The following is a 13,111-nucleotide window of genomic DNA, read 5'->3' as shown; positions in this document are numbered from 1 at the left end:
CAAGGAACATGTGACGGGGTCAGCGGAAGTGCTCGGTGAGCACGGCGCCGATCCGTGAGATCGGCTCCGGCCGGGTCACTTCGCCGTGCGTGCAGTCGAGGTCGTAGCGCCGCACCGGCCCTGACACGTACGGCTGCCAGTCACCGGGCACCGGTGTACCGTCGGGCCGGCCGCGCACGGCGGTGAAGTGGAGCAACTCGCCCCGGTACACGCCCTCGGCGCCGAGCCGCGCCAGCCGGTCGTTGTCGGCGAACACGGCGCTCAACGCCTGTACCCGCTCCGCGCCGATCCCCGACAGCGGGCTGCCCTCGGCGTGCAGGACGTCCAGGAAGCGGGCCTGGTCCAGGGGCTCCTCGCCGGCCGCGTATCCGAGGGAGCCGAGGAGCACCGCCAGCGTCCGCGGGCCGTCGGCGGTCAGCTCGGGGCCCGTCGGACCCGTGCTGCCGGGATAGCTGTCGAGCAGGGCGAGCAACTCCACCTCTTCGCCCTCGGCTTGGAGCTGTACGGCGATGGCGTGCGCGACCACGCCGCCGAAGGACCAGCCGAGCAGGCGGTACGGGCCCCTGGGGTGGACGGCCCGCATCTCGGCCACGTAGTCGGCGGCCATCTCGGCCACTGTCGCGCGCGGTTCGCCGGGCTGGGTCAGACCGCGGGCCTGGAGACCGTAGACCGGGCAGTCGGCGGGCAGGTGCCGCAGCAGGCCCGCGTATCCCCAGCTGATGCCCGCCGCCGGGTGGACGCAGAACAGCGGTGTACCTGTACCGCGCGTCCGCAACGGCAGCAGCACGCCGAGTGAGTCGTCGGTGCCTCCGCTGTCCAGTCCGGCGGCCAGTTCGGCCACTGTCGGCCGGGCGAACAGGTCCCGGACGGTGACCTCGGTGCCGAGTGTGGTGCGGATGCGGCTGGTGAGGCGGGTGGCGAGGAGGGAGTGTCCGCCTTGTTCGAAGAAGTTGTCGTGGGTGTTGATGGTGGGGCGGTTGAGGACTTCGGCGAAGAGGGTGGTGAGGATTTCTTCTCGGGGGTTGCGGGGTCGTTGGTTGGGGTTGGTGGTGTGGGTGTGTTGGGGGGCGGGGAGGGCTTTGCGGTTGATTTTTCCGTTGGGTGTGAGGGGGAGGGTGTCGAGGATGATGATGGTGGTGGGGATGAGGTGGGTGGGGAGGTGTTGGGTGAGGGTGTTTCGGATGTGGGTGGGTGTGGTGGTGGTGTCGGTGGTGGTGGTGTAGGCGGTGAGTCGGGGGTCGCCGGGGGTGTCTTCGCGGATGGTGGCGGTGGCTGTTCGTACGGTGGGGTGGGTGAGGAGGGCTGCTTCGACTTCGCCGAGTTCGATGCGGAAGCCGCGGAGTTTGACCTGGTCGTCGATGCGCCCCATCGACTCCAGGCGGCCGTCCGAGCGCCGGCGGGCCAGGTCTCCGGTTCGGTACATGCGCTGACCGGTGTCGAAGGGGCTCGCCACGAAGCGGCCGGCCGTCGCACCCGGACGGCCCAGATATCCCCGTGCGAGGGAGACGCCCGACACGTACATCTCACCGATCACCCCTACGGGCACCGGCCGCAGGTGTTCGTCGAGGACATGGATACGGGTGTTCCGGATCGGCCGCCCCAGCGCGACCGAGTCCCCGGTCAGTACCTGGCCGGGCTCGACGCGGAACTCCATGCAGCCGACCGTGGTCTCGGTCGGTCCGTACTCATTGATCACCGTCACCCCGGGGTTCGCCCGACGCCAGGTCTCCAGGGCGCCGGTCAGCAGCAACTCCCCGCCCAGCGAGAGCGTGCGGGACGGCGCCACTCCCTCCGGGGGCGACAGCAGCGGAAGGTGACTCGGGGTCGCCTTCACGAACGACACCGGGTTCCCGCCCGCGGCCCCCGCCTCCAGGTCGCCCAGACAGACAGTCCCGCCACTGAGCAGGGGCGCGTACATCCCCGTCACGGAGAGGTCGAACGCCGGTGAGGAGTGCATCAGCGTGCGTTCCTCCACGCCCGGATACGCCTCTACGGCCCAGGTCAGATAGTTCACCAACGCCTCGTGTGTGACGACGACGCCTTTGGGGTGGCCGGTGGAGCCGGAGGTGTAGATGACGTAGGCGGGGTTGGTGGGGTGGGTGTGGGTGTGGGGGTTTGTGTGGGGGTGGTGGGTGTGGTTCTGGGTGAGTGTTTCGGTGGTGAGGGTGAGGAGGGGTTGGGCGTCGTTGAGCATGTAGGTGATGCGTGGGGTGGGGTATTGGGGGTCGATGGGGAGGTAGGCGGCTCCTGTTTTGAGGATGGCGAGTTGGGTGATGATGAGGTCGGGGGTGCGGGGGAGGGTGTGGGCGATGAGTTGTTCGGGTCCGGCGCCTTGGGTGAGGAGGTGGTGGGCGAGTTGGTTGGCTCGGGTGTTGAGTTGGTGGTAGGTGAGGGTTGTGTTCTGGTGGGTGATGGCGGTGGCGTGGGGGGTGTGTGCGGCTTGTTGTTCGAAGAGGGTGTGGAGGGGGGTGGGTGTGAGGGGGGTGGCGGTGTGGTTCCAGTGGGTGAGTTGGTGGTGTTCGTGGGGGGTGAGGACGTCGATGGTGGCGATGCGGATGGTGGGGTTTTGGGTGGTGGTGGTGAGTACGTGGAGGATGCGGTCGAGGAGTTGTTGTGCGGTGGTGGGGTCGAAGAGATCGGTGGCGTATTCGAGGGTGGCGCGCAGGCCCTCACCCTCCGCGCCCTCGGTGAAGAACAGCGCCAGATCGAATTTGACGGACTCCCACCCGAACGGCTCGGGTGCGGCCTCGATGCCGGGCAGTTCCAGCGCTGCCCCGGCACCACTGTCCAGCTGAACCAGCACCTGGAAGAGCGGATTGCGGGCGAACGACCGTGTGGGGTTGACGAGTTCGACCAGCCGCTCGAAGGGCACGTCCTGGTTCTCGTATGCGGCCAGGTCCACTTCCCGTACGCGTGACAGCAGTTCGGTGAAGGTCGGGTTGCCCGACACGTCGGTACGCAGCACCAGCGTGTTCAGGAAGCAGCCGACCAGGTCCTCCAGCGCCTCGTCGGTGCGCCCGGCAACCGGCGTGCCGATCGGGATGTCGGTTCCGGCGCCCAGCCGCGACAGTGTCACGGCGACCGCCGCCTGGAGCACCATGAAGGGCGTCACACCGTGATCCCGGGCGAGGGCGCGCAGCGCCCGGTGTGTTGCCGGGGCGATCTCGGAAGCGACCGTGCCGCCCTGGTGGGTGGTGGTTTCGGGGCGGGGGCGGTCGGTGGGGAGGGGGAGTTCTTCGGGGAGGTCGGCCAGGGTTTTCTGCCAGTAGGTGAGTTGGTGTGAGAGGAGGCTGTCGGGGTTGTCCTCGGTGCCGAGTAGTTGTCGTTGCCAGAGGGTGTAGTCGGTGTACTGGACGGGGAGGGGTTTCCAGTCGGGGGCTTGTCCGGTGATGCGTGCCTGGTAGGCGTGGGTGAGGTCGCGGAAGAGCGGGGCCCAGGACCAGCCGTCGGTGGCGATGTGGTGCAGCACGAGCAGCAGCACGTGATCGCCGTCCCCGAGTTCCAGGAGCTCGGCGCGGAGCGGAAGTCCGGTCGCGAGGTCGAAGCCCCGGCCGGCCGCCTCCTCCAGCCTCTTGCGCAGCACCTCCTCGGTGCACGCGCTCAGCCGCAGCGGGATGCGCACGGCGGCGTCCTCGGCGACCCGTTGGACGGGTGCGTCGCCGACTTCGGGATATGAGGTGCGCAGCACCTCATGCCGGGTGGCCACGTCGTTGACCGCGGCCTCCAACGACGCCGCATCCAGCGGCCCGCGCAGGCGCAGCGCGACCGGACTGTTGTAACCGCCGCCGAGTTCCTCGAACCCGTTGATGAACCAGAGCCGCTGCTGCGCGAACGACAGCGGCGGCTCGCCGTTGCGAGGGATCGCGGCGAGCGCCGGCCGCGGGCGCCTGTGTGTATCGAGGACGCTGTCGAGTGCGCCGGCGCTGGGGTGCTCGAACAGGTCTCGGACGGTGACCTCCACACCGAGCGTGGTGCGGATCCGGCTGATGAGGCGGGTGGCGAGCAGCGAGTGCCCGCCCAGCTCGAAGAAGCCGTCGTCGATACCGACGGTGTCGAGACCGAGGACTTCGGCGAAGAGGGCGCAGAGAATCTGCTCGCGTGGGGTGCGCGCAGTCCGGCCGCCCGGCGCGGCGCCGGACTCGGGGGCGGGCAGGGCCTTGCGGTCGAGCTTCCCGTTCACGGACAGCGGCAGTGCAGGCAGCACGACCACCGCCGAAGGCACGAGGTGAGCGGGGAGCCGACGCACAGTGAACTCTCTTACGGCTCCGGGCAGTCCGTCCTGACCGGCGCCCTCGGCGGGTACCACATAGGCGACCAGCCGGGTGTCCCCCCGGGGGCCCCGGCAGGCGACCACGGCCGCCCGCGCCACCTGCGGATGGGCGGCCACCACGGCCTGGACCTCGCCCGGTTCGACCCGCTGGCCACGGATCTTCACCTGGTCGTCCGCCCGGCCCAGGTACTCCAGGTTGCCGTCCGCGCGCCACCGTGCGACGTCCCCGGTGCGGTAGAGGCGGGAGCCGGGCCGCCCGGACGGATCGGGGACGAACCGCTCGGCCGTCAGTCCGGCCCGCCCGGCGTACCCGCGCGCCAACTGCACACCCGCCAGATACAGTTCGCCCCGCACGCCGACCGGCACGGGACGCAGCGTGTCGTCCAGGACGTGTGCCCGCGTGTTGGGGACCGGCGCGCCGATGGGTACCGGCCCCGCCGTCCGGTCCTCGGTGCACTGCCAGGCGGTGACGTCCACCGACGCCTCGGTGGGGCCGTACAGGTTGTGCAGCTCGGTGCCCGGCAGCAGCTCGAAGAAGCGCCTCTGCGTCGGCGGCGGCAGCACCTCACCGGAGCACACCACGCGCCGCAGGCTCACGCAGTGACCGGCCGTCGGCTCGGCCAGGAAGGCGTCCAGCATGGACGGTACGAAGTGCGCCGTGGTCACCGCCTGCTCGCGCATCAGCGCGGCCAGGTAGTCCGGGGAGCGGTGCCCGCCGGGCCGTGCCACCACCATCGTCGCACCCTGAAGCAGCGGCCAGAAGAACTCCCAGACCGACACGTCGAAGCCGAACGGGGTCTTCTGCAGCACCCGGTCACCGGCCGTCAGCCCGTAGCGGGACTGCATCCAGGCCAGCCGGTTGACGATTCCCTCGTGCGGTACGACGACGCCCTTGGGACGGCCTGTCGAGCCCGAGGTGAAGATGACGTACGCCGGGTGGCCGGGCAGCAGCTCCCCTGCCGTGTCCGGTGCCCCGGCGGGCTGTCCGGCGAGGGAGGCGACGGTCTCCGGGTCGTCCAGCGCGATCCGCGGCCGGTCCTGGGGCAGCGCCGGACCGAGGGCCGTCGTCGTCACCACGACGGCCGCGGCGGCGTCGGCGAGGGTCAGCGCGATCCGTTCGGCCGGGTACTCCGGGTCGACCGGCAGGTACGCCCCGCCGGCCTTGACCACCGCGAGCAGGGCCGCCACCAGATCGACGCTCCGCTCCAGGCAGACGGCCACCACCGATTCCGGGCCCACCCCCCTCTCCCGGAGGAGCCGCGCCAGCCGGTCGGCCTGCGCGTCCAGCTCCGCGTAAGACACCGTCAGTCCCTCGAACACCACGGCCGGCGCGGTCGGTGTACGGGCTGCCTGGGCCTCGAACAGAGCCGGCAGCGTGGTCGTCGCGCGCTCCTGCGAGGTGTCGTTCCACCGGGTGAGCTGCTCCTGCTCGTGCGTGGTCAGCAGGTCGACGGCGCCGATCCGGACGCCGGGATCGGCCGCCACCGACTCCAGCACCCGCACCAGGCAGTCGAGGAGCCACTGCGCCGTCTCCGGGTCGAACAGCTCGGTGGCGTACTGCAGCGAGGCGGTCAGGCCCCGCGCAGCCCCCGCGCCGTCGCGCGCCTCGGCGAAGAACACGCCCAGGTCGAACTTGGCTGCGCCCCGGCCGGACTGCTCGGGTACGGCCTCGACGCCCGGCAGTTCCAGGTGCGCCTCACCCAGGTCCTCCAGCTGTACGAGGACCTGGAAGAGCGGGTGCCGGGCCGCGTGCCGGGCCGGGTTGAGCGCCTCGACCAGTCGCTCGAAGGGCACGTCCTGGTTCTCGAAGGCGCTCAGGTCCACTTCGCGGACGCGCGCCAGTACGTCACGGAAGACGGGGTTGCCCGACAGGTCCGTGCGCAGCACGAGGGTGTTCACGAAGAAGCCCACCAGCGGGTCCAGTGCCTCGTCGGTGCGCCCGGCCACGGGTGTCCCCACGGGGATGTCGGTGCCCGCGCCGAGCCGCGTCAGCAGCACGCAGGCCGCCGCCTGGAGCACCATGAAGAGGGTCACGCCGCACTCGCGGGCCAGTTCCACCAGCGCGCCGTGCACCCCCGGGTCGATCTCGGTCCAGACGAGACCGCCCTGGTGGGTGGTGGTTTCGGGGCGGGGGCGGTCGGTGGGGAGGGTGAGTTCTTCGGGGAGGTCGGCCAGGGTTTTCTGCCAGTAGGCGAGTTGGTGTGAGAGGAGGCTGTCGGGGTTGTCCTCGGTGCCGAGTAGTTGTCGTTGCCAGAGGGTGTAGTCGGTGTACTGGACGGGGAGGGGTTTCCAGTCGGGGGCTTGTCCGGTGATGCGTGCCTGGTAGGCGTGGGTGAGGTCGCGGAAGAGCGGGGCCCAGGACCAGCCGTCGGTGGCGATGTGGTGCAGCACGAGCAGCAGTACCGACTCCTCCGGACCGGTCGTCAGCAGACTCGCCCGCAGGGGAAGTTCCGTCGTCAGATCGAAGGGGCGATGCGCCTCGGCGTCCAGGGCGTCCGCCAGGTGGGCCGGCTCGCAGGGTGTGACGGCCAGCTCGACCACCGCCGCCCGATGGGGCAGAACCAGCTGGAACGCCTCCCCGTCGGCCTCCCCGAAGACCGTGCGCAGTGCCTCGTGGCGGCCGACCACGTCGTTGAGCGCGGAGCTCAGCGCCGACGCGTCGGCCCGCCCGTGCAGCCGCAGGGCCATCGGAGTGTTGTACGTGCCGCTCGGTCCCTCGAACCGGTCGATGAACCAGAGTCGTTGCTGCGCGAACGACAGTGGTGTGCGTTCGGGGCGCGGCACGGCCTTCAGGGCCGGGCGCAGATCGGTGTTCCCCGCCAGGTTCTCGGCGAGCCGCGCCGGCGTCGGCCCTTCGAAGAGGTCGCGAATGCTCACCTCGGTGCCGAGTGTGGTGCGGATGCGGCTGGTGAGGCGGGTGGCGAGGAGGGAGTGTCCGCCTTGTTCGAAGAAGTTGTCGTGGGTGTTGATGGTGGGGCGGTTGAGGACTTCGGCGAAGAGGGTGGTGAGGATTTCTTCTCGGGGGTTGCGGGGTCGTTGGTTGGGGTTGGTGGTGTGGGTGTGTTGGGGGGCGGGGAGGGCTTTGCGGTTGATTTTTCCGTTGGGTGTGAGGGGGAGGGTGTCGAGGATGATGATGGTGGTGGGGATGAGGTGGGTGGGGAGGTGTTGGGTGAGGGTGTTTCGGATGTGGGTGGGTGTGGTGGTGGTGTCGGTGGTGGTGGTGTAGGCGGTGAGTCGGGGGTCGCCGGGGGTGTCTTCGCGGATGGTGGCGGTGGCTGTTCGTACGGTGGGGTGGGTGAGGAGGGCTGCTTCGACTTCGCCGAGTTCGATGCGGAAGCCGCGGAGCTTGACCTGGTCGTCGGCGCGCCCGGCGAAGTCGAGTTGGCCGTCGGGGCGCCGGCGGGCCAGGTCTCCGGTTCGGTACATGCGCTGACCGGGCTCGAAGGGGCTCGCCACGAAGCGCTGCGCGGTCAGGCCCGGTCTGCCCAGATACCCCCGGGCCATGCCGGGACCGGTCACGTACAGCTCGCCGACGACGCCCACCGGCACCGGCCGCAGGTGTTCGTCGAGGACATGGGCCCCGGCGTTCCATATCGGCCGCCCGATCGGTGGCGTGGCCGAACCGTCCAGCGGCCCGCTCATCGTGGCGCACACCGTCATCTCGGTGGGCCCGTAGGCGTTGATCAGCCGCCGTCCGGGCGCCCACCGGCCGACCAGCTCGCCGGGCGCAGCTTCGCCGGCCAGTACCAGGGTCACCCCCGGGGGCAGGCTGCCGGCAGGCTGCTGCGCCAGGGCCGCAGGAGGCAGCGTGAGGTGGGTTACGCCCTGCCCGGCCACCAGATCCGTCAGCGGCTGCCCCGGCATCAGTTCGTCGGCGGCGGCCATCACCAAGGTCGCGCCGGTCAGCAGGGCCGTGGCCCACTCGGAGACCGAGGCGTCGAAGCTGGGCGACGCGAACTGGAGCACCCGGCTGCCGGGCCCGATCCCGAACCGTTCCGCCTGCGCGCCGACCAGGCCCGCTATGCCCTCGTGTGTGACGACGACGCCTTTGGGGTGGCCGGTGGAGCCGGAGGTGTAGATGACGTAGGCGGGGTTGGTGGGGTGGGTGTGGGTGTGGGTGTGGGTGTGGGGGTTTGTGTGGGGGTGGTGGGTGTGGTTCTGGGTGAGTGTTTCGGTGGTGAGGGTGAGGAGGGGTTGGGCGTCGTTGAGCATGTAGGTGATGCGTGGGGTGGGGTATTGGGGGTCGATGGGGAGGTAGGCGGCTCCTGTTTTGAGGATGGCGAGTTGGGTGATGATGAGGTCGGGGGTGCGGGGGAGGGTGTGGGCGATGAGTTGTTCGGGTCCGGCGCCTTGGGTGAGGAGGTGGTGGGCGAGTTGGTTGGCTCGAGTGTTGAGTTGGTGGTAGGTGAGGGTTGTGTTCTGGTGGGTGATGGCGGTGGCGTGGGGGGTGCGTGCGGCTTGTTGTTCGAAGAGGGTGTGGAGGGGGGTGGGTGTGAGGGGGGTGGTGGTGTGGTTCCAGTGGGTGAGTTGGTGGTGTTCGTGGGGGGTGAGGAGGTCGATGGTGGCGATGCGGGTGGTGGGGTTTTGGGTGGTGGTGGTGAGTACGTGGAGGATGCGGTCGAGGAGTTGTTGTGCGGTGGTGGGGTCGAAGAGATCGGTGGCGTATTCGAGGGTGGCGCGCAGGCCCTGACCCTCCGCGCCCCCCGAGAACGTGAGCCCCAGGTCGAAGACCGAACGCTCCCAGCCGGCCTCCTCGAACTCAACCTCCACGCCACGAAGTTCCGGGCGCCCCTCGCCGGCGTTCTGAAGCTGCAGATGGACCTGGAAGAGCGGGTGGCGGGCGCCTCCCCGCTCCGGGTTGACCATCTCGACCAGCCGCTCGAAGGGCACGTCCTGGTTCTCGAAGGCGCCCAGGTCCACTTCCCGTACGCGTGAGAGCAGTTCGCTGAAGGTCGGGTTGCCCGACACATCGGTACGCAGCACCAGCGTGTTGAGGAAGCAGCCGACCAGGTCCTCCAGCGCCTCGTCGGTGCGCCCGGCCAGCGATGTCCCGAGCGGGATGTCGGTTCCGGCGCCCAGCCGCGACAGAGTGGCGGCGACCGCCGCCTGGAGCACCATGAACGGGGTGACGCCGTGGTCCCGCGCCAGGATCAGCAGCGCCCCGCAGGTCCGTGCGTCCACCTCGGAACTGACCGTGCCGCCCTGGTGGGAGGCCACTTCGGGGCGGGGGCGGTCGGTGGGCAGGGACAGCTCTCCGGGCAGCTCGGCCAGGACATCACGCCAGTAGCCGAGCTGGCGCGACACCACGCTGTCCGGGTCGTCCTCGTCGCCCAGCAGCTCCCGCTGCCACAGGGTGTAGTCGGCGTACTGGACGGGGAGGGGCTCCCAGCGCGGCGCTTCCCCCGCAAGGCGCGCAGAGTAGGCGTGGGCGAGGTCACGGAAGAACGGAGCCATCGACCAGCCGTCGGTGGCGATGTGGTGCAGCACCAGCAGCAGCACCGACTCATCGGGGCCGGTGTTGAACAGCCTTGCCCGCAAAGGCAGTTCCGTGGCCAGGTCGAACGGGGCCCCCGCCGCGCCGGACAGAGCGCCGGCCGGACCCGCCTCGTCGCACTCATCGGCGGGCAGCTCGAAGGCCACCTCGTCGAGTTCCAGGACGTGCTGGTACGGCTCGCCGTCGACGTCCGGGAACACGGTGCGAAGCGCCTCGTGGCGCCCCAGGAGGTCCACCAGGGCGGCCCGCAGCGCCCTCTGGTCCAGCGGCCCGCGCAAGCGCAGCGCGATCGGGCTGTTGTAGCTGCCGTTGGGGCCCTCGAAGCGGTCGGCGAACCACAGGCGTCGCTGTACGGGTGACAGGGGGATCATGGGGACGGTGGCTCCTTATGACGCGGCGACTGGCGCGAGCGCGGGAACGGCCACAGTCTCCGGCGCCTTTCTCCGTTCGATCTCCAGCGCATCAACGAACCGCCCCCGGACCCGCCCCGGCCGGCCATCGGACGCGGATCGAAAGGAGATCGGCGACCGGGAGCCTGCGGGGGAAGCAACCCGGCCCCGTACGGAAGGCGCTCTCCATGACCTCTGCTCCGACCAGACCCGGTCCGGCCGAGGAGCGGTCCCTGCCGTTGCTGGTCCCCCCTCCGCAGCCCGGTGCCGACCTCATCGCCTGGGCGTCCGGGGCGAGGCGGGAACTGCGCGCCGGCCTCCAGCGGCACGGCGCGCTGCTGCTGCGCGGCTGGGAAATCCCCTCGGTCGCCGTGTTCGAGGAGTTCATGCGCACCGCGATCGGCGAACCCCTGGCCTACGAGTTGCGTTCCTCGCCCCGCCACGCGGTCGCCAACAACGTCTACACCTCGACCGACCACCCCGCCGACGAAGAGATCTTCCTGCACAACGAGCAGTCGTACGGGCACGTCTGGCCGCAGTGCATCGCCTTCCACTGCGTGAGTGAACCGGCCACCGGGGGCGCCACTCCCCTCGCCGACCTGCGCGCGGTCACGCGCCGGATCGACCCGGAGACCGCCGCGCTCTTCGCCGACGGCTACCAGCTCGTGCGCCACTTCCACGAGGGCATGGGTCTGTCCTGGCAGACGGCGTTCGGCTGCGAGTCCCGCGAGGAGGCCGAGGAGATCTGCGCGCGGCACGACATCCAGTGCGAGTGGCTGGACGACGGATTGCTGCGCACCCGCCAGCTGCGTCCGGTCACGACCCGACACCCGGCGACGGGCGAGGAACTGTGGTTCAACCACCTGGTGTTCTTCCACCCGACGACGCTCCCGCCCGACGTCCAGGAGGCCCTGCTTTCCGCGTTCCCCGCCGACCAGCTCCCGTACGACACACGCCACGCAGACGGCTCCCCGGTCGCCCCCGACGTCGTCGCCCGCCTGCGCGCCGCGTATGAGGCGGAGAGCGTCAGGTTCTCCTGGCGCCGGGGCGACATCCTCGTCATCGACAACATGCTGACGTCGCACGCCCGCGAGCCGTACACCGGTGAGCGCCGGATAGTCGTCGCCATGGCCGAGGCCGTCGAGCGCGAGCGCGAGGGGGTCCGCGCATGAGCGGGGCGCTCCGTGAGACGTCCGATGTGCTGGAGCGGCTGCGCCTGGCGGTGCGGAGCACTCCGCACCGGATCGCGGTGCACGGCTCCGACGGCACCTGGGACTTCGCACTGCTCGACGAGCAGACCCGTCGCCTGGCGGCCGTTCTGCGCGCCCGCGGTGTGGGCCGCGGCGCGCGGGTCGGGGTGTGCCTGCCCCGCGGCGGCGGCCTGGTGGTGGCGATGCTGGCCGTGTGGCGGGCCGGGGCGGCCTATGTGCCGCTGGACCCCCGCCACCCGCGCCGCAGGCTGGCGGAGGTCGCCGGCCGGGCCGGGCTGCGGCTGCTGATCGCCGAGGACGACGCGGCCCTCGCACCCCTCGACGTCCCCGTGCTGACGCCGGGCACGCTCGAAGGGCCCGCGCCGCAGGACACCCCCGTGACCCCCGATCCCCGCGACCCGGCCTACGTCGTCTTCACCTCCGGCTCGACCGGCGCCCCCAAGGGCGTCGAGGTCACCCGCGGCGGCGTCGCCTCTCTGGCCGAGTCCCTGGAACAGGCCGGGGTGTACGCGGCGCAGCCGCGCGTGGTCGCCTGGAACGCGGGGGTCGCCTTCGACGCCTCGGTCCAGCAGTGGATCCGGGTGTGCAGGGGCGACACCCTGGTCGTGCTCGACGAGGCGGACCGTCTGGACCCCGGGCGCCTGTCCGCCGTGCTGGAACGCCACCGGGTTGACGACCTCGATCTGACGCCCTCGCACTGGGAGTTGCTGCGTGACGTGCTGCTCACGCCGCGCCCCGACGGCCGTCGGCTGCGGCTGCTGATGGGCGGCGAGCCGGTGCCCGAGCACACCTGGCGGGAGCTGGCCGGCGCCACCGAACGAGGCGTCCTGGAAGCGGTCAACCTCTACGGCCCCACCGAATGCACCGTCGACGCCACCGCGGCGTGGATCACCGGCGACGCCCCCACGATCGGCCACGAGCTGCCAGGCGTCGGGCTGTACGTCCTGGACGGCGCACTGCGCCCGGTGCCCGACGGGTCGGCCGGGGAGATGTTCCTCGCAGGCCCCCGGCTGGCCAACGGCTATCTGCACCGCCGGACACTGACCGCACAGCACTTCCTCGCGGACCCCTACGGCCCGCCGGGCACCCGGATGTACGCCACCGGGGACCGGGCACGCCGCCGGGCGGACGGCGCGCTCGAGTTCCTCGGGCGCCGCGACCGCCAGGCGAAGATCCGGGGTCACCGGGTCGAGCTGAGCGAGGTGGAGCGGGTTCTGGAGCGGGCCGACGACGTGGCGACCGCGCACGTCGTCCCGCGCGGCGAGGGAGCGGCCGACGCCCGTCTGGTCGCCTACGTCACTGCGGCGGGCCCCGTCCCGCTCTGCGTCGGGGGACTGCGGCGGTACGCGGCCGAGGTGCTGCCCGACTACCTGGTGCCCACCTCGTTCGTCGCGCTGACGCGCATGCCGCTGACCGTCAACGGCAAGATCGACACGGCGGCCCTGCCCGAGCCGCAGGAGGCCGCGCCGGCCGCGGGCGAGGACATCGGGACGTACACGGCCGCCCTGTGGCAGACCGTCCTCCGGCGGGAGCTGATCGGGCCGCACGACGACTTCTTCGCCCTCGGCGGGCAGTCCCTGGCGGCCCTTCGGGTGCTCAAGAACCTCAAGGACACCCTGGGCCTGCCCCTGTCGATCAGGGACATCTACCGGTACCCGGTCCTCACCGACCTGGTCGCGCACCTCGAATCGCTGCGCACCGCGCGGGCCGACAGCTGATCACCGCACCCCACCGCACCCGGCTTCAC

General features: G+C 70.9%; 3 protein-coding genes. 2 read left to right on the top strand and 1 reads right to left on the bottom strand.

Translation table 11 applies throughout. From position 1 onward, the window contains the following. Window positions 1-19 precede the first annotated feature (19 nt). Window positions 20-10,135, bottom strand: a complete 10,116-nt coding sequence (locus tag OG584_RS06860) for an amino acid adenylation domain-containing protein (protein ID WP_405776078.1) — start codon at window positions 10,133-10,135, stop codon at window positions 20-22. 206 nt (window positions 10,136-10,341) lie between these two features. On the opposite strand from OG584_RS06860, the gene OG584_RS06855 reads away from it, so the two are divergent. Next, window positions 10,342-11,325 (top strand): TauD/TfdA family dioxygenase, encoded by a 984-nt coding sequence (locus OG584_RS06855; protein ID WP_405776076.1) that lies wholly within the window; start codon window positions 10,342-10,344, stop codon window positions 11,323-11,325. Further along, window positions 11,322-13,082, top strand: coding sequence for a non-ribosomal peptide synthetase (locus OG584_RS06850; protein WP_405776074.1), 1,761 nt, complete (start codon window positions 11,322-11,324; stop codon window positions 13,080-13,082). The genes OG584_RS06855 and OG584_RS06850 overlap by 4 nt, the downstream gene beginning before the upstream one ends. Window positions 13,083-13,111: the final 29 nt, after the last annotated feature.

It is taken from the genome of Streptomyces sp. NBC_00859 (genome assembly GCF_045161865.1).
Taxonomy (GTDB): domain Bacteria; phylum Actinomycetota; class Actinomycetes; order Streptomycetales; family Streptomycetaceae; genus Streptomyces.
Note: the sequence above shows the minus strand (reverse complement) of the source record. Positions and strands in the feature narration are given on the sequence as shown.

Excerpts from the sequence above, each read along its gene's own strand:
- OG584_RS06860 (WP_405776078.1), bottom strand. The coding sequence starts at position 10,135 with ATGATCCCCCTGTCACCCGTACAGCGACGCCTGTGGTTCGCCGACCGC.
- OG584_RS06855 (WP_405776076.1), top strand. The coding sequence starts at position 10,342 with ATGACCTCTGCTCCGACCAGACCCGGTCCGGCCGAGGAGCGGTCCCTG.
- OG584_RS06850 (WP_405776074.1), top strand. The coding sequence starts at position 11,322 with ATGAGCGGGGCGCTCCGTGAGACGTCCGATGTGCTGGAGCGGCTGCGC.